Origin of the sequence: Nostoc sp. (assembly GCF_036917315.1) — a bacterium.
GTDB lineage: Bacteria > Cyanobacteriota > Cyanobacteriia > Cyanobacteriales > Nostocaceae > Nostoc.
This window is the reverse complement of record NZ_JBALDR010000020.1, coordinates 30,818-50,983: the sequence shown is the minus strand read 5'-3', so window position 1 is coordinate 50,983 and position 20,166 is coordinate 30,818. Positions and strand designations below refer to the sequence as shown.

Here is a 20,166-nt window from a genome sequence, read left to right as displayed (position 1 = left end):
AAGCCCTTTTTTAATGGTAGTTATAGGGCTTGTTTTTAGAGCCTTCCAATATTTTTGGGGTAATTTTGGGTAGTTTGGGTAAAGAACTGGGGTAAAACTGGGGTAAAAATGTAAGGTAGAGGTTTTTACCCCAATAAGGATTTCTGGGGTAAAACTGGGGTAAAGTGGAAGGATAAAGGTATTTACCCCAGTTAATTACCCTTATGGAATCTCAAAAATCTCAAAGTATTGCCCGTCGGGGTTCAGTGCAGATTAAGAACTCTAACGGCAGCCTCCAATTAGTTTTTTCTCATCCCATTATTACGCCGACTGGAGAGCTAAAAACCAAACGTTTCTATCTTTCAACAAGGCACGACGATACACCTTTTGGAAGACATCAAGCATCGGCTTTAGCGACAAAAATCCAGAGGGATATTGACTATGGAGAGTTTGATGCCAGTTTAGTTAAGTACAAACCAGCAGCATCATTAAGCACCTTTACCCCAATTACCCCAATTACCCCAATTACCCTTTCACCTAACCCCCAACCAGACTTGGGAGAATTATGGGAAAAATACGCTGAGTTTAAAAAACCACAGGTTAGTCCTTCTACTTATGCGGTTGACTACCGCAAGTATCGCAATCACATTGCTAAGTTACCAACTAAAACTTTAGATGATGCGATCGCAATTCGAGACTATTTAGTTGCACATCTCAGTGCTAATGCAGCTAAACGTACTTTGACAAATATTAATGCTTGCTGTAATTGGGCACTCAAGAGTCAGCTAATTGAATCAAATCCCTTTCCAAGTATGGCAAAAGATATTCAAATACCGAAGTCAGAATCGGCAGAATATGAAATTAATCCCTTCACTAAGGAAGAACGAGATAGCATAATTCAAGCATTTGAGGAGAGCAAACTCTACAACTACTATGCTCCTTTAGTAAAATTATTATTTTTTACTGGGTGCAGACCATCAGAAGCGATCGCTCTACAATGGAAGCATATCAGTGATAAATACATTACCTTTGAGCAAGCAATTACCATCAGTACTAAAGGGTTAGCTCTCAAAGATGGATTAAAAACTCAAAGCCAAAGGCGTTTTCCGATTAATAATCAGCAACGTGAAATTTTAGACTCTATCAAACCTGAGAACTGTAACCCAGATGATTTTATCTTTAGAAGCAAGAAAGGCGGCATAGTAGACTTTGGAGATTTTCTCAATCATGCCTGGAAAGGTTACAAAAATCACCGTGGTACACATATAGATGGAATCGTAACTCAACTTGTAAAACAGGGTGTAGTAAGCGAATATCGCAAACCTTACCAATGCAGACACACTTTTATTACTCTTTGCCTGGAAGCTGATATTGATGCGAAGGATGTAGGAAGGTGGGTTGGTAACTCTCCAGAAATTATTTACAAGCATTACGCAGGTAATAAACGTAACCTACAGGTGCCAGAACTATAAATTTGTTGAATCAAAATATAGGCGATCGCCTACAAAGCAATTGTGTTAATCAGAAAATACGGTAATCTGATAAAAGTAGCTTTTGCATCGAATGCTGCTACTTATGATCGCCTTGTCCATTAACTCTTAGCATTTGTGTAAATAACACAAGGACGCGATCGCGCTTTATATCATGTTCGGCTAATTAGTTATAATTCCCTTTCTCTATGCAGAAAACCCAAAAACCCCTCCCCTCTGCACCTCTGCACCTCTGCACCTCTGCACCTCTGCACCTCTGCGGTCTTAATGATAAGTCTTTAACCGGACATGATATTATTCGGTGTCTGCCTTTATACTGCCACCCAAATCAACGAAAGCTGCACTTTGCTCAAAAGAGATGTTATTGGCACTAGGGGTTCGTCCCAAGCCGATCATCAGGGCATACAACACTAAAGGTGGCAAAGATACCAGAGAAATTCAGGTTCACCCCAGGCTCATTGGTAACAAATTAAGTAAGTGTTAAATGTGATACAAAACCTATATATGTGATGCTCCCAGAAGATTTAGATGCCTACGTGCGAAACAAGCCCAATCGTTCCGAGTGGTTGCGGCAGGTTATTGCTGAGGCTGTGGCTAAAGAACAAGCTTCAGCTTCCCAGGAAGATTGATTGTGAATTTTGCTCAAGCGATCGCTGCACTTGTATATTTGTAATTGAGGTAAAAGTAGCGATTAATGATAGCTTGTCCACTTCTACCCTTAGTTAACCAATGGATCTGTATTTCCCTGACAAATCCATGCTCCCCAGTAAAAGGGATGTTCTAATGGTGTGTCTTTTTCTTGACAATCAATTTTAGTATTGACAGATAACTCTTTGACCGCTAAAAGTTCCTTTAGCACTTCCAGACCCAAAGCTGATTCGCGCAATTGCTTAACTGTAATTCTACGTATATAATTTTGAGCAGAATGTAACGCCTCAGACCGACTCATGCCAGACTGCAAGTTATCAAAAAAACGCTCCATCAGTAAGGCAGTTACTTTATCAGGAACAGACCATAGGCTCATCACCAGAGTTTTTGTACCTGCCACTGCGAAAGCGCGACGCAAGCCAAACACACCTTCGCCAATTTTAATATCTCCTCTGGCAGTATCGCAGGCAGAAAGAACCGTCAATTCATTCGCCCACAAATCTAAACTGGCAATATCTTGGGCAAAAACAAAGCCTTTACCTGCTGCTTGAGGAAGTCTCCCACCAGCAAGCCTTGTATTAGCACCCGCTAACGCCAGCCCAGAACGCAACATGGGATTTTCTACCTTGGTTGTTCGCAGTCCTTCCATGTTTAATAGGTTGCGCCTCAAGGTGACTGGTTGCGTCTGGGAATCGCTTTGGAATAAGCCATGAGTCGCAATTAGCATGATACTGGGACACTCGCTAGTTGTCAGGCGGGTTTCTAGTGCTTCTGCGCCTAAGTATAATTTGGCATCGGGCAGTTTTTTCGCTACACTTTCCCCCAAAAACCTTGTCCCTGGAGCGCGGAACAAGCCTTTTGTGGTGAGAGTAGTAAGTAATTCTGGTATTTTTGGTGCTGTTGTATTGCCAGCTTCTCGATCTGTGGCTGCATCTGCTGTTAAATCAAAATCAGGATCGGCAATGATTAATGGTGTCGAAATAAAAGCTGTGGGTGGCTGAACTTGGCTACGGAGAATTTCTCGCCCGACACTGAGATAACTGATGGTGTAATCATCCATTAATAGACGTGAGCCTGTGGCATCAATCGGCAATATTTGAAATGGCACTAAGTTTAAGTTACCATCGGGTGCAATGATAAGATGTTTGCAATCTTTCACACAGTCCCGGATAGGGTTAAACAGTGCTTGAGTTAGTTGCATAGCATCTGTGGAATTGTATGATTTGATGTGTAGTTTTGGTGCTTGACTATCTTTACCCCAGGCTAATGTGGGGTGAGTATAGTCGGATGCTTCTAAGCGAAAGGCAATAATTAGTCTGTCGATAGTATCAGCTGCGCCTAAATCTATCATCTGTACAGTATCTAGTTTTCCGGCTGTTAAGATAAATGCTAGATACCGTGCTGGATGCCATTGTGTTTCTCCATTCGCCGAAATTGCCTGAAAATCGAATAAGTCAAAGCGGACAAACTCAACCAAAATAGAATCAGAAGGTAATGCTGCGGCAATCGCCTGACAATCAAAAACTTGCTCAGATAGTTGAATTTCTGGAACTTCCGCCGCTAATTGTTTTTGTAAGTTGTTATGTGTGTTTTGCAGTTGTCTCAAATTATCTTGGTATGTAGCTAAGTCATCTGTTTTGGGAACTGCAAAAGTCAGATGGATAATTTGATTGCTCAAATCGCGCAGTTGACGGAATTTTTCTGTTAGATGCGGGTAGCGGCCATTGTAAAATGCTTCATTTTGAGCCGCCAGCGCTGAGGCGGTTAAGGCTTTACGTTTGAGAACAAAATCTAAGGCTGCAAGTTTTGCTTTATCTGAATCAGCAAGATGGTTGCAGACTAAGGAGAGAAATAAGTCAAAGTTATTTCTGATTTTTTGCAGAAAGACCAGGCGATCGCTTTCGGAACTAAAAGCAAATATATTACGAATAATCTTGTCATTGATGTTACTGGCTTCGATGCGATGAGATAAAGCTTCATCTGGGCGGTTAGTCGCAGCTAACACCGTTGCGAGATTATTTAAGCTAAATGCAACATCAGGATGTTCATCTCCCAACAGGCGTTTTCTCATTGCCAAAGTTTCTACATACTTTTGTTGTGTTTCTTCATAGCGCCCCAGCGAAAAATATAACTCTCCCAGATTATTCAGACTATTAGCGATTTGTGGGTGTTCTTCTCCTAGTAATGACTTTCTCAGTCTCAATGTTTCTAAATGGAGTTCTTCTGCTTGTTGATAACGCCCTTGAAAATCATAAATAACCGCTAAGTTATTCATCGTACTTGCAGGGTTAGCGCGTCTCAAACCCTATTGACAAGCGGACTTGCCTGATTGGCAAAGTTGGGTTAAAAGTGACACTATCCGAGCTAGGGTAAGATTTAATCCATCTAGGTGCAAGGTTCGAGTAATGTCAACAGGATTTGAGAACAAGAAAAGCAAAACCAAAGCATCTTTTGCACCCAGCATAGATAGCAAAGACATTACCACTAAGTTTCAGAAATACTTCACAGAAATCAAAGACCCCAGAGTAGAAAGGACGAGATGGCATTCACTGACCGATATCATCACCATAGCGATTTTGGCAGTAATTGCAGGAGGGCAAGGTTGGGAAGATATCGAGGAGTATGGACTCAATAAACAAGAGTGGTTGGAGACATTTCTAGAACTGCCAGAGGGAATACCCAGTCCAGACACTTTTAGAAGAGTATTTGAGAAAATTAACCCCAAAGAATTTGAGAAATGTTTTCGGCAGTGGGTTCAATCATTGGTTGAGAAATTAGGAGTAGAAGTAGTAGCCATAGATGGCAAAAATCATAGAGGCTCATATGACCGAGAATCCCAGTTAAAAGCCTTACACACTGTCAGTGCCTGGTCGAGTGAACATCGTTTGGTCTTGGGACAAACAAAGGTCACTGACAAATCCTTTTGACTTCACCGCGATTCCAGCATTATTAGAAATGCTAGATATATCTGGCTGCATCATTACTATTGATGCAATGGGGACGCAAAAATCCATTGCCCAGAAAATTATCGCAGCTGATTCTGATTACATTTTGAGCCTCAAAGATAATCACCCCAAACTGCACCAGCAAGTCAAGAATTGGTTTGAGACTTCCCTCTCTCTTGGGTTTAAAGATGTTGATGTGAGTATAAGTCAACGCATAGAAAAAGGACATCATCGCATCGAGAATCGTCAGGTTTACACTGTGCCAGTGCCACAACTTCCTGGACTTCATGAACAAGATTTATGGGCAGGAATAACAACAGTAGTGATGGTAGTGCGTTCGATTCAACATTGGAATAAAACTACCCACGAGGTGCAATTTTACATCACTAGTCTCGCCAGCGATGCTAATAAAATTGGCAGTGCTATTCGACAACATTGGGGTATTGAAAACTCTGTTCATTGGACATTGGATGTCACCTTCGGTGAGGATGAATGTCGAATTCGTTCTCTGCATAGTCCACAGAATTTTTCTTTGCTACGTCGCATTGCTCTTAATGCCTTAGAGCGAGAATCATCTTTCCGCCGCAGTATTCGCCAAAAGTCACGGCGAGCCGCTATGAATGATCGGTATATGCTTTCTGTGTTAGCCGCATCTCTCTCAAATTCAATCCTCTCCTAGAATCCCACTGTCAATAGGGTTTGAGACGCGCTAACCCTGAGCGAGTTGTGATCGCTGTAGATGGTGGAAGAACTAAAATTAGGTTCAATAAAAAAGGTAGACGCAGTAACAAAACAAACCGTCATGGCTTTGTTGGTGAATGGATGGAGCCAAAGTTACTAACAATTTATGTAGTAAATGACCAAGGTAAAAAAATTAGAACATCGGCAATACCTATTACTAATGATGGCACGTATTCCGGTTATAAAGAATTCCTCAAAATTTTAGAGATGTATTTGGTAAATTTGGGTATAAGTGAAGCCAAGCAGGTGTTATTGATTGCTGATGGGGCAGAGTGGATATGGATACACATTCCTCCTTTACTAAAAAAATTAAAATGCCCACTTGAAACTTATAAATTATTAGACTTTTATCACGCAGCATCACATTTACAAGACTTTGCTGATGCTGCAATTAGCACAAATAATGAGCGACAACAGTGGTTTAAAAAAGCGCGAAAAACTTTAAAGAAAGGTCAAACACTAAATTTAATCAGAAACATGGATGAATTTATCTCTGGGGCAACTGGAGAGCGTCTTAAAATTTTGGTACGAGAGCGAAACTATATTTTAAAAGCTTACCGGCGGAGGCTTTTAAAATATAATGAAGTTGCATCTAAAAAACTTCCTCTTGGTAGTGGTGCTGTTGAAAGTTTAATTCGTCAAGTTGTTAATTTACGGATGAAAGGTAATAGTAAATTTTGGCTTCAAGATAACGCAGAAATTATGTTGCACCTCCGTTGTCAATGGATAGCTAAAAGTTGGGATAATTTTTCTGACTCTATCTTTAATTCGTTTATCAAACCCCAAAGTGCCTGATAAATTTTATACTTCAATTCGGCATTTAATTGATTTACTGCCATAATTGATACCAAGTCTTACAGATTTATTGCAGATATATTTGGAAATAATCGTCAAATAACTTACTAGCAATCTTTTTGAGATATCTCATCAAGATAATTTATCGTGCAATTACGTATGTTAATTGCAAATAAAATCACCTCATGCAGAAATGTAAGTTTTAGCGATCGCTGGTTTTTGATCCGACCTCACCAAATCGCGTTGCTCCCATTTCTAATTGGTATGAATTGCAAAGGAACTTATTTACTTTAGTTGTGCGTGATTATATTGTAAAAAATCCTACCACTATTTGTGCTGTTTAGTACACATGAATGAGATTTTTGTCAATGCGTAACTCCTAGAATGTTACTATTGTATGCATATCTAATGCTTATTCATATTTCAAGCTGTTCTAGCCTAGCAATCATTCTTTAGATAGAAGTTTAAGTTACATGATTCCACTTACTTTTAAGAAATAAGTATTAACGTCAGGTTAATTTATTGCTTTCATACACAATTTAGGAGCAAATTTTGGATAAGGTAAAGAGTAAATACTCTTTACCTTATCCAAGACATGCTGATATTGTTTAGCTTGATTTGTTGGTATATCTGGATGAGCGGTATTTTTGGATATTTGGCGTATTTCGCTTAATATGCAAGGGTTTAAGCTTTATTCATTCCTCGAAAATGTTTAAGTTCCTATAAGGAATATGAGATGCTAAATATTTATTGAATCAGAAACAAAAACGAAGTACTGGATGTAATGATATGTACGACAATAAATTTAAAATAAAAAAACATATTAACAAGCTTAACAGTTGCAAGATGCGAGTGCTCAACTATATATTCCCAAAGCGGGCATAACATAAATTTCTCAAAACTTATCCCAAAAAAAACTAAAAATTTGTGCAGGAGATATTTAAATGGTAGCCAGTGAAAACTTAACTTGCGATGGTTGTTTTAGCGCTGATACTATGGTTACTTTAGTAGATATTCTGCACGGCAGAGCAATACACCAACCTGATAAAAAAGCTTTTACTTTTCTAGTGGATGGAGAAACACAGGGAGATAGTTTAACTTATCGAGAATTAGATTTGCAGGCACGGGCGATCGCTGCCCTGTTGCAGAGCCTGGTAAAAAGCGGGGAACGAGCGTTGCTAATGTATCCCCCGGGTTTGGACTTTATAGCCGCCTTTTTTGGATGCTTATACGCTGGTATCATTGCTATCCCTGCTTATCCACCCCGAAGCAACAACCGAAGCATAGAGCGCATACAAGCCATTGTGGAAGATGCAGAGGCAAAGGTAGTGCTTTCAACCACAGATACTTTGTCTAATCTACGACATTTCGGGGATATTGTAGACTCGATTGCTGTACACGTGCTGACTAGTGACACTGTTGCAATAGAGCTAGCACAAACATGGCAAGCCCCAACAATCAGTGGTGAAACACTCGCATATCTACAATACACATCTGGCTCCACCTCGAAACCAAAAGGGGCAACGATCAGCCATGGAAACGTGATGGCTAATTCAGAACACATTGCTATAGGGTGGGAAACCAGCTCAGACAGTGTGCTTGTATCTTGGCTGCCTCACTTTCATGATTTTGGATTGGTTTACGCAATCATTCAACCCGTGTATATGGGGTTCCCGTGTATTTTGATGGCACCCACATCCTTCATTCAACAACCGATTCGATGGCTGCAAGCAATTTCGCGCTATAGAGCAACCCACACTGGCGCTCCAAACTTCGCTTATGAGCTTTGTGTTAAAAAAATTACACCTGAGCAGCGTGCAACTCTAGATCTAAGTAGTTGGCGTGTGGCAATAAATGGTGCTGAGCCGATTCGCCCAGAAACTTTACAAAACTTTGTAGAGGTGTTTGAATCCTGTGGTTTCCGCTGGAGTACCTTGCGCCCTGCTTATGGGCTTGCTGAAGTTGTACTGAAAATTTCTGGCATACGCAAAAAAGAAATGCCGATTTTTTACAGTGTAAAGGCATCTGAACTTGAAAAACATCAGATTATTGAGCTTTCTCGTCACTTACCAGGTGTGCGAACGCTAGTAGGATGTGGTAGTACTGTGCTCGATATGAAGGTAGTCATTGTGAATCCTACCTCTCGGACTCAGTGTTTACCTAACCAGGTGGGAGAAATTTGGGTATCTAGCAAAAGCGTTGCCCACGGCTATTGGAACCGACCTGAGGAGACAGAATATACGTTCCGCGCATACTTGGCAGACACGCGGGAAGGTCCGTTTCTCCGGACAGGAGATTTGGGATTCATCAAGGATGGTCAGCTCTTTATCACCGGTCGTCTCAAGGATTTAATCATCATCCGGGGTCACAATCATTATCCACAGGATATTGAACTGACGGCAGAACAGAGCCACTCGGCGCTGCGTCCAAGCTGTAGTGCAGCGTTTCCGGTCGATGTGAATGGAGAGGAGCGAGTAGCGATCGCAGCTGAGGTAGAGCGCACTTATCTTCGACGTTTGAACGTAGATGAAGTCATTGAAGCTATTCGTCAGGCGGTGTCCCAGGAACACGAATTGCAAGTTTATGCCGTGTTGCTACTCAAGCCAGGAAGTATTCCCAAGACTTCTAGTGGTAAAATTCAACGCTCTGCTTGCCGGGCTGGTTTTCTGGCTGGAAGCTTGAGTGTGGTTGGAGATTGGAATCAGACTCAAGAAACAGAAGCAAAATTAAAACATCTGCAAGCAGAAGTAGAAACTTTGGCTCAGGAGTTACAAACACACAAACAAAACTCTTCCTTTGATCAAAACAATTCTACTCAGCCCTCAAGCACACAAAAAGCATCTCAAACTGTCCCAGAAATTCAAGCTTGGTTGGTCTCTAAGATTGCCGAGCAACTCAAAGTCAATCCCGAAAATATAGATGTCCGGGAACCCTTCGCCAGTTATCGTTTAGATTCAATGGCGGCGGTCAGTCTTACAGGTGAGCTAGAAAATTGGCTCAAACGCCGGCTTTCTCCAACGTTGGTATATGATTACCCCAACATCGAAGCCCTTGCCGGGTATGTAGGTGGAGAATCTGTTTTTGGGTTAAACTTTCAAGTTGAAGCACAGCAGAAAACTCAAAGGGAGGCGATCGCCATTATTGGTCTTGGCTGTCGTTTTCCCCATGCCAACAATCCAGAAGCCTTTTGGCAACTACTGCGTTCTGGAGTTGATGCCATTACTGAGGTGCCTGGAGAACGCTGGAATATCGATGCCTTCTACGATTCCAATCGAGAAACACCAGGAAAAATGAGTACCCGTTGGGGTGGATTCCTAGACCAAGTAGACCAATTTGACCCCCTCTTCTTTGGGATTGCTCCACGAGAAGCAGAGGGTATAGACCCCCAACAACGGCTACTGTTGGAGGTAGCTTGGGAAGCGCTAGAAAATGCGGCAATTGCACCAGATAAATTGGCTGGAAGCAAAACAGGAGTGTTTATCGGCATCAGCACCAATGATTACTCCCGATTGCAGTTTGAGGATTATCATCACATTGACGCTTACGCTGGCACTAGCAACGCCTACAGCATCACCGCTAACCGCTTATCCTATCTGCTGGATTTACGCGGACCTAGTTTGGCAGTAGATACTGCTTGCTCTTCATCCCTAGTGGCGGTGCATCTTGCCTGCCAAAGCCTGTACCAAAGAGAGTCTCACATGGCTCTGGTCGGAGGGGTGAATCTGATTTTGTCTCCAGAACTGAACATCACCTTTTCTAAAGCACAGATGATGGCTGCCGATGGTCGCTGTAAAACCTTCGACGCCAGTGCTGATGGCTATGTCAGAGGGGAAGGCTGCGGTCTGGTAGTTTTGAAGCGTCTCTCTGATGCCCTCCGTGATGGAGACAGTATCTTAGCTCTGATTAAAGGTTCTGCAATTAACCAAGATGGGCGAAGTAATGGGTTGACAGCACCTAATGGACCTTCCCAACAGGCAGTTATCCATCAGGCTTTAGAAAACGCTGGGTTGACACCTGCTCAACTGAGTTATGTGGAAACTCACGGCACAGGCACACCTTTGGGAGACCCCATTGAGGTTGAATCTCTAAAAGCGGTACTGATGTCCAATCACTTCCCAGATCAACCCTGTGCCATTGGCTCGGTTAAAGCCAACATTGGACACTTAGAAGCCGCTGCTGGCATTGCCAGCCTCATCAAAGTTGTGCTGTCTCTACAGCATGGGGAACTCCCAGCCCAACTGCATCTGAACCAGTTAAATCCGCATATTTCTTTTGAAAATACCTCATTTTTTATTCCCAAAGAGCTACAGCCTTGGTTAGCGAATCAAAAGCGTCGTTTTGCAGGCGTGAGTTCCTTTGGCTTCGGTGGCACTAATGCTCATGTGGTATTAGAGGAGTCGCCTGCACCTACAAAAACAGACATTGATGTCGATCGCCCACTGCACATATTGACATTATCAGCAAAAACTAATATATCTTTGCAGTCATTGACGCGCTCTTATCAAAAGTTTTTAGAGCAGCATCCAGCAGTATCGCTTGCAGATGTTTGTTTCACCGCTAATACTGGGCGATCGCATTTTGCCCATCGTCTAGCGATCGCAACCGCATCTACTGGACAGCTGCATAAGCAACTGGGTGCTTTCGCCACAGGTGGACAAACATCAGGATTATTCAGTGGACAGGTACAGAGCAGAAATCACCCCAAAATAGCGTTTTTATTCACTGGTCAAGGCTCTCAGTATCCTAGTATGGGGCGTCGACTCTACGAAACCCAGCCGACTTTTCGTCAGGCTCTGGAGCGATGCGACGAACTGCTCCGTCCCTATTTGCAGCAGCCCCTACTGTCGTTACTCTACCCCACGTCGGAAACTTCTCCACTGTTACACGAAACTGTATATACTCAGCCAGCACTATTTTCTCTAGAATATGCCCTAGCTGAATTATGGCGTTCTTGGGGGATTGTGCCAGATGCTGTGATGGGACACAGCTTAGGGGAATACGTGGCAGCCTGTGTAGCTGGGGTGTTCAGTTTGGAGGATGGACTCAAGCTGATCGTGGAACGCAGTCGGCTAATGCAGTCCTTACCCCCCATCGGTGAGATGGCAGTAGTGTTTGCGTCCTATAAGCAAGTGGTTAATACTCTGACTCAGTATCAAAAACGGGTGGCGATCGCTGCTGTTAACGGGTCTGAAAACATTGTCATTTCCGGTATGAGAGAGGATGTACAGTCGGTGCTGAGGCTGTTTAAGTCCGAGGAGATTGCCGTACAGTCAACGCAGGTTTCTCACGCCTTCCATTCATCACTAGTAGACCCAATTCTCGATGAATTTGAGTGCTTGGCGAGCAAAGTCAAGTTTCAAACTCCAAGTATTCCCCTAATTTCCAATCTGACGGGTCAAATGTTCAAGCCAGGAGAAATCCCGGATGCAACTTATTGGCGTTGTCATATGCGAGAAACGGTGGAATTTTCAGCAGGTATGCAGACTCTTGCCGACCAGGGCTATGACTTGTTTATTGAATTGGGGCCACAATCTACTCTGTTAGGTATGGGCAAGCGCTGCCTACCGAAAGGCATCGGTACTTGGTTGCCTTCTCTGAACAAAAACCAGGATAACTGGCAGACCCTCTTGGATAGTCTGGCTGCATTGTACGTCAAAGGCGTAAATGTAGACTGGGCTGGATTTGATCGTGACTATGCACGTTACCGAACTTCACTTCCAACTTATCCTTGGCAGCGGGAGCGTTACTGGCTGAAAAAATCAACAGTCAAACAGCAGTCGCTGAGGTTACAAAAACAACCTTTGTGGGAGTCCGTAGTATCAGCTGGCGATCGACAGTCCCAGCAAGGGCCGTTGGATTTGGGAGTGCACACATATCCGGCTGAGTTGGGATGTCTGGACAGTTTAACGACTAGCTATATTATTTGTGCCCTTCAGAAGCTGGGTGCTTATACCCAAACTGGTGAAAAGCATTCTGTAGACTCTTTGTTGGAGCAGTTTAATATTTCGTCTATCTACCGTAAACTTTTGCGCCGATGGCTAGAAAGATTGACTACAGAAAACTTGTTGCAGCAACAAGAAGAAACTTTTGTATGTCTCCGACCACTGCCTGAAACATGTCCAAATTCTATATTGCGTGAAGCCAGAAAGCAATGGTCAAATGCTGCACCCATACTAGACTTTATGCAACGCTGTGGCGAAAATCTGGCTGCTGTCCTTGTGGGTGATGCGAACCCAGTAGACTTACTGTTTCCAGCTGGTTCCTTTGAAACAGCAGAAGGCATTTATCAGCATACTCCTGTAGCTCGCTACTTTGATGGTATTGCTAGGTCGGTTGTGGAGTCAGTGGTACAAACTCTGCCGCAGAATAAGCAGTTGCAAATTTTAGAAATTGGGGCTGGAACAGGTGGAACCACCGCTTCATTACTGCCAGTGATGCCACCAGAGAGGACGCTCTATTCCTATACCGATCTTTCAGGGCTTTTCTTGGCTCGAGCCAAGCAAAAGTTTAAGACATACCCATTTGTCCGCTATGGTGTACTGGATATTGAGCAGAATCCAATTGAGCAGGGCTACGAAACCCAGAGTTTCGATGTAGTTGTGGCGGCTAACGTCCTGCACGCTACTAGCAATCTAGGAGAAACTTTAAAGCATCTTCGCTCTCTGTTAGCTCCCAATGGTCTACTACTGATTTGGGAAGTAACTCATCCTCAATCGTGGCTGGACATCACCTTCGCATTATTCGATGGTTGGCAACGCTTTGATGACCAACTGCGACAGGATAGTCCCCTTCTATCACCAAAGCAGTGGGAGACAGTTCTTAAGTCTCATGGCTTCTCTGAAGTTGCGGTCTTCCCTGATTCCGGTTCGCCAGCGGCAGTTTTAGGACAAAATATCTTAGTCGCTCAAGCACCGACCTCGGTAACACACATAGACAGCCATGCTTCGTCTGGGCTTTTAAATCGTAATGGGTACGGCGTTGTTACCGAAAACCTCAACAATTGGCTGTATGAGTTGAAGTGGCAATCTCAAGCTCTGTTAGAAGGTAAGCCTTCAGAGTCAGGGATTTGGTTAATCTTTGCCGACAGAGGAGGTGTTGGTCAGCATCTAGCAGGACTTTTGGCACAAAGGGGAGAAAAGTCTGTTCTGGTTTCCCCAGGCGAAGCCTATGAACGCATCGATGAAGGGTACTTCCGCATCCATCCACAGCGACGGGAAGATATGCGGCAACTTCTTGAGATTGCCTTGGCAGGTCAGCCTCCATGTAGTAAAGTTGTACATCTTTGGAGCCTTGATGTTCCTCCAGAGGAAACTACAGTCGCTTCTTTGGAAACAGCCCAAACCTTAGGCTGTAGCAGCGTCCTGCACTTAGTTCAGGAATTGGAGCGAGGAGAATGGGGCGAGACAGTGCGCTTGTGGCTGGTGACGCAAGGTGTTCAGATGGTGGAGGAGAAGCCGGTTTCTCTAGCGATCGCTCAGGCACCTCTATGGGGATTAGGTCGTACTATTGTTCAAGAACACCCTGCTCTTTGGGGAGGATTGGTAGATTTAGATCCTCAAGCACCCGTAGATGATGCTGCTGCCTTGTTATGCAAGGAAATCTGGAACTCGGATGGAGAAGATCAGTTGGCTTTCCGTCAAGGGCAGCGTTACGTTGCTCGCTTAGTACGCAAGCGCCAATCCACACCACCAGAACCGCAAGCTTTACGACCTGATGGCAGCTATTTAATTACAGGAGGACTAGGAGAACTCGGCCTTTTGGTCGCCCAATGGATGGTGGAGCAAGGGGCGAGGCGGATCGTCCTTTTGGGACGAACGCAGATCCCAGATCGCACCACCTGGAACCAAGTAGAAAAGGGAAGTCGCCTGGCCAAGCAAATCGCCGCGATCCAGAAACTAGAATCTCAGGGAGCTAAGGTGTATCTTGCCTCGGTGGATGTGGCGAGTGAGAACCAGCTCAATTCTTTCATGGAAGCGTTTCACCACTCAGGTTGGCCATCAATTCGAGGTGTGGTACATACAGCCGGAGTCGTGCAGGATCGAACATTGTTGCAGCTTGATACCGATTCCCTAATGGAGGTTTTGCGTCCTAAAGTTGTAGGTGGCTGGCTCCTGCATCGATTACTGGAAAATACTCCTCTAGACTTTTTTGTTCTTTTCTCTTCCTTGAGTTCCTTGCTAGCTCAACCAGGACAGGGAAACTACGCTGCTGCTAATGCTTTCCTAGATGCTTTGGCATATTATCGACAAGCTGAAGGTCGAGTAGCCTTGAGCATTAACTGGGGAGCCTGGGCAGACTTAGGTTTTGCGGCTACACCAGGAGGAAGGCGCTTGACTGAGCATCTTGCACGTTTGGGAATCAAAAGCATAGAGCCAAAGCATGGGTTGGAATTGCTGGAAAGGCTACTCCAGCAAAGCTCTGTCCAAGTCGGTGTGCTACCTGTCAACTGGTCACAGTTGCGCGATTTTTATCCAGCGTCCCGCAAATTACCACTGCTCTCTTACCTACTGCATGACGAAATAAACGTCTTTTCAGAAGCAGAGAGTCTAAAAAGAAAAGAGCGTCTGACAAGAAATGTAGTTTTGAATGCTGAACCTGGAGAGCAGCAGCGGTTATTGCAGTCCTATCTAGGCGAACAGGTGGCTAGGGTGTTAGGGCTGACCACTTCCCAACTCGATGTGCAGCAGCCTCTTAACAACCTCGGACTCGACTCTTTGATGGCTGTTGAAATAAAGAACCTGATAGAAAATGACTTGGGGGTAGTCGTACCGATCGCAAACTTTCTTCAGGGTTCCTGTGTTGTTCAGCTAGCAGGACAGGTGTTTCAGCAACTGACGACAGCAGCAGTTACACACAATCATAATGAGCAAAAAGTTAACGATCTGGATTTGATCGGTATGAATAACACAGAGGATTTGTTAGCTAAGCTCGATCAACTTTCAGAAGAGAAAGTAGATTTATTGCTGAACTCCATCTTGGCCGAAAAGGAGGTTTCAAAAGGTGAGTAAAGTCTCGAAAAATAATCAAAGCTTAGACAGTGGTGACGAAAAAACTACTTTAACAAACCACGCGAACATAGAGAACGCACAGATCACAATAGAAGGTGGGACTTCCCACACAGTTGAAAATATGCATCGAGAATGGGTAAGTCCAAATCATAAACTTTCGCTACAGGAAAAACGTGCCCTTTTGGCACAGCTACTCCAGCAAAAGACCAGCGCATCTGAATCTGTGTATTCTCTGTCTTGGGGTCAACAAGCTTTATGGTTTTTATACCAACTGGCACCAGAAAACCCAGCTTACAACCTTGCGTATGCGGCATACGTCCGTTCCGATTTAGATATTCTGGCATTAAAACGGGCGTTTGAGGCTCTTATTGAGCGCCATACTTGCCTGCGGACTACTTACACGACACGCAAGGATAAACCTGTTCAACAGGTTCACGCAGATCAGAAAGTAGATATCAAGGTGACAGACGCTTCCAACTGGAGCTACGAGCTATTGAATCAGCGCCTTGCAGAAGAAGCCGATCGTCCTTTCGACTTGGAACGAGGACCTGTCATTAGGATAAGTTTATTTACTCGCCCAGACAAGCAATACGTGCTTTCACTGGTAATACACCACATGTCGAGCGATTTTTGGTCTTTTGTGGTGTTAATCAATGAACTCCATCTGCTGTACTCTACAGAAAAAGCTGGTTTACCAACATCTTTACCTCCTCTTTCTGTGAGATATACAGACTATATTCGTTGGCAGACTGAAATGCTGGCCAGTCCCGAAGGTAATCGGCTGTGGACTTACTGGCAGAAACAATTGGCAGGTTCGTTGCCTGTGTTGAATCTTTCAAGCGATCGACCTCGACCACCAGTTCAAACTTATCATGGAGCCTCGCATACTTTTAAACTGAACCCGGAAATTACCCAGCAGCTGAAGGTGCTAGGAAAGGCTGAGGGAGCAACGCTTTTTATGACTCTCCTGGCGGCTTTTCAAGTGCTGCTATACCGCTACACCAATCAAGAAGATATTTTGGTTGGTTCCCCCACAGCTGGTCGGAGTCGAGCCGATTTTGCAGGAATAGTGGGTTATTGCGTCAACCCAGTTGTTTTAAGAGCAAATCTTTCTAAAAATCCCACATTCAAGGAGTTTCTCAGCCAAGTACGCTTGACAGTGTTAGGTGCGATCGCTCATCAAGATTACCCCTTCCCGCTTTTAGTTGAGCGACTCTGTCCGACACGTGACCTTAGTTTCTCGCCACTTGTCCAGGTTATATTCGTTTGGGATAAGCCACACCAGACCCAGGGGCAAGGAGAACCACGGTTGAATCTGGGTGAAACGGCAACCGATGGAATGAATCAACAGGAGCTTGAGTTAGAAACCTTAACTTTGGGAGCCAGAGGGGCTGCATTCGATCTGACGTTGACAATTTTTGAAACTGATAAGCTACTCTCTGCTTCTTTGCAATACAATACGGATCTCTTTGATGCTGCTACTATTACTCGGATGGCAGAACATTTCCAGAGCTTGCTGGAAGGCATTGTTACCAATCCCCAGCAACCAATTTCTCAATTACCCCTGTTAACCGCAAGTGAGCAGTATCAGTTGCTGGTGGATTGGAATAACACTCACGTAGAGTATCCCCGCTCCCAGTGTATCCATCAGTTATTTGAAGCTCAAGTAGAACGAACCCCAAATGCGGTAGCTGTAGTTTTTCAAGATCGGCAATTGAGCTACTGCGAGTTGAACAGTCGGGCTAATCAATTAGCGCACCACTTGCAAGCACTTGGAGTAGGACCAGAGACATTAGTCGGTATTTGTGTAGAACGCTCTTTAGAGATGGTGGTAGGAATCTTAGGTATCCTCAAAGCAGGTGGAGCATATGTACCAATAGACACAAACTATCCCTATAAGCGTCTGGCATTCATGCTAGAAGATGCTCAAGTATCACTGATGTTGACTCAGCAAAAATTACTTGAGAAGCTTCCTCAACAACAAACGGATATTGTCTGCTTAGATAAAGACTGGGAGACGAATGCCTACGGCACGGCTTCACCGAACGCTCACGAGAGTACAAAGAATCCGGTCAATGGCGCAACAGCTAAGAACTTGGCATATGTGATTTATACCTCAGGATCTACAGGAAAGCCCAAGGGAGTTCTCATTGCTCACCAAGGATTGTGCAACCTTACCCAAGAACAGATTCGCACCTTTGATGTGCAACTCAACAGCCACGTTCTCCAATTCGCTTCCTCTAGCTTTGATGCCTCAGTTTCAGAAATTTTCATGACTCTGTGTTCTGGAGCAACGCTTTTTTTAGGCACAAAAGAAGAGTTATTGCCAGGACCAGCTTTGGTGCAACTATTGCGTGAGCAGGCTATTACACATATTACACTCCCGCCGTCAGCGTTGGCCGTTCTGCCTGTTGTTGAACTACCAACATTGCAAACCATTATCGTTGCAGGAGAAACTTGTGGATCTGACCTAGTAGAGCAGTGGTCTAGTAACCGACGCTTCTTCAATGCTTACGGACCAACCGAAGCCACTGTCTGTGCAACCATAGCTCTTTGCAGCCCTAATAGCAGTGGAAAGCCACCTATTGGTCGCCCCATTGCTAACACTCAAGTGTATATTCTAGACGACCATCTCCAACCTGTTCCTGTTGGAGTTCCCGGTGAATTGTATATTAGTGGTGTTGGGTTAGCTCGTGGTTACATAAATCGTCCAGAGTTGACCAATGAAAAGTTTATCCCCAATCCCTTTAGCCAAGATCGGGAAATGCGTCTATACAAAACTGGTGATAAAGCACGCTATCTACTCAACGGGAACATAGAGTTTCTTGGTCGCCTTGACGAGCAGGTTAAGGTGCGGGGGTATCGTATTGAACTTGGAGAAATCGAAGCCAAACTGACTCAACACCCTGCTGTATGTTCTGCTGTAGTCATAGATAGAGAAGATAATTCTGGTAACAAGCGCCTAGTTGCTTATGTTGTCCCAGAACAAGAACATGAGCAAGATAACCAAGAAACTGATAAAGCGGAACTATGGCCGTCCGTGGCAGAATACTACGTTTACGACGATTTTTTGTATTACGCTATGACCAACGATCAACGAAGAAATCATAGCTATAAAGTCGCTATTAATCATTTGGTAAAAGATAAAGTCGTCGTCGAGATTGGCACGGGTAAAGATGCTATTTTGGCTAGATTCTGTGCAGAAGCTGGTGCTAAAAGAGTCTACGCGATTGAGAGAAATGCAGAAACTTGTCAGCAGGCATCCGCTTGTGTCCAAAAACTAGGTCTAGGAGATGCGATCGCTATCATTCATGGAGATGCCACCGAAGTTAATCTGCCGGAAAAAGCTGATATCTGCGTCTCAGAAATTGTGGGACCAATTGGTGGATGTGAAGGGGCAGCGGTAATTATTAATAACTCTAGAAATCTTCTGAAGCAAGACGGAGCGATGATTCCCTCTAGAAGTATTACCAAAATCGCCGCTGTCACTCTTCCAAATGAGATATTACACAACCCTAAATTTAGCAAAGTCTCTGAGCATTATACTAGGAAAATTTTTGAGCAAGTTGGGTACCCGTTTGATTTAAGGGTCTGTATTAAGAGATTTCCTCAATCAAATATCCTTTCCAATGAAGATGTTTTTGAAGATTTGAACTTCACGCAATATATCAGCACAGAAGACCATCATCAAGTCAAGTTTATTATAAAGAAAAATGGTAGGTTAGATGGTTTTTTACTGTGGCTGAATTTGCATACAATGGAAGGAGAGAAAATAGATATTCTCGAACACGAATATTGCTGGCTACCAGTTTACTTTCCAGTATTTCAACCAGGTATTGAAGTAAATGTTGGAGATGAGATACAAGCATTTTGTAGCCGAACGCTTTGCGATAATCATCTTAATCCTGATTATGCTATCAAAGGTCGTGTCATAAGAAAAAATGGCGAGGTTATTGAGTTTGAACACATATCGTATCACTACAAAAAACTGTTCAAGCAAACACCTTTTTACCAAAAATTATTTGCTAACCATAACAGAGAAGAAAACAACCGCTCAAACAATTTAACCCAATCTCTTAAGAGCTACCTCAAGAGACACCTACCCGATTACATGATGCCATCAGACTTTATGGTTCTAGAGTCCCTGCCTTTAACCCCCAATGGTAAAGTAGACCGCAGAGCGCTGCCTAATTCAGAGGCGCTTCGCCCAGAATTAGAAGCGGCTTATATTGCGCCTCAAACCGAGATAGAACAAACTATTGCTACGGTTTGGCAAGAGGTGCTTCGTGTAGAAAAGGTGGGAGTGCATGACAATTTCTTTGATCTAGGTGGTCATTCATTGCTCATGGTTCAGGTTCATAAAAAACTACAAGAAATCTTTAAACGAAATTTCTTAATCACTGAAATGTTTAAATACCCAACCATAAGCTCCCTAGTAAAATATTTAAGTCCCAAACAGAATGAACAAACTGCTGTTCAGCAAAGCCATAAACGTCTCGAAATGCGTAGAAAGTCAATCGAGCGACAAAAAACTTAACTTTGCCAAAAAGCATTTGCTGA

The 20,166-nt window shown here is 43.7% G+C and carries 5 protein-coding genes and 2 pseudogenes; 5 read left to right on the top strand and 2 right to left on the bottom strand.

The features are described from left to right. Positions 1-203 precede the first annotated feature (203 nt). Positions 204-1,451: a tyrosine-type recombinase/integrase gene (locus V7K84_RS10850; protein ID WP_334837982.1), complete on the top strand. Its 1,248-nt coding sequence runs from the start codon at positions 204-206 to the stop codon at positions 1,449-1,451. 312 nt (positions 1,452-1,763) lie between these two features. Here the strand turns inward: V7K84_RS10850 and V7K84_RS10845 are convergent, their stop codons facing one another. Next, positions 1,764-1,892: a hypothetical protein gene (locus tag V7K84_RS10845; protein WP_334837980.1), complete on the bottom strand. Its 129-nt coding sequence runs from the start codon at positions 1,890-1,892 to the stop codon at positions 1,764-1,766. A 295-nt stretch (positions 1,893-2,187) separates the two neighbouring features. Next, the gene (locus V7K84_RS10840) at positions 2,188-4,392 is read right to left on the bottom strand and encodes a CHAT domain-containing protein (protein ID WP_334837978.1); all 2,205 of its coding nucleotides are present in this window, start codon (positions 4,390-4,392) and stop codon (positions 2,188-2,190) included. Between the two features lie 130 nt (positions 4,393-4,522). On the opposite strand from V7K84_RS10840, the pseudogene V7K84_RS10835 reads away from it, so the two are divergent. From V7K84_RS10835 to V7K84_RS10820, 4 genes and pseudogenes are all read left to right on the top strand, one after another. Continuing rightward, positions 4,523-5,741 (top strand): annotated as a pseudogene (locus tag V7K84_RS10835) (ISAs1 family transposase). 38 nt (positions 5,742-5,779) lie between these two features. Beyond that, positions 5,780-6,598: pseudogene (locus V7K84_RS10830) on the top strand (ISLre2 family transposase); the annotation flags it as partial. Between the two features lie 944 nt (positions 6,599-7,542). Further along, positions 7,543-15,606, top strand: a complete 8,064-nt coding sequence (locus V7K84_RS10825; protein WP_334837976.1) for a beta-ketoacyl synthase N-terminal-like domain-containing protein — start codon at positions 7,543-7,545, stop codon at positions 15,604-15,606. After that, a complete protein-coding gene (locus tag V7K84_RS10820; RefSeq protein WP_334837974.1) occupies positions 15,599-20,143 on the top strand; it encodes an amino acid adenylation domain-containing protein in 4,545 nt (1,514 codons plus the stop codon). Before V7K84_RS10825 ends, V7K84_RS10820 begins: the two co-directional genes overlap by 8 nt. The last annotated feature ends 23 nt before the right edge of the window (positions 20,144-20,166 follow it).

Bases quoted from the DNA above. Each gene is read 5' to 3' on its own strand.
- V7K84_RS10850 (WP_334837982.1), top strand. From the start codon at position 204: ATGGAATCTCAAAAATCTCAAAGTATTGCCCGTCGGGGTTCAGTGCAG.
- V7K84_RS10840 (WP_334837978.1), bottom strand. From the start codon at position 4,392: ATGAATAACTTAGCGGTTATTTATGATTTTCAAGGGCGTTATCAACAA.
- V7K84_RS10825 (WP_334837976.1), top strand. From the start codon at position 7,543: ATGGTAGCCAGTGAAAACTTAACTTGCGATGGTTGTTTTAGCGCTGAT.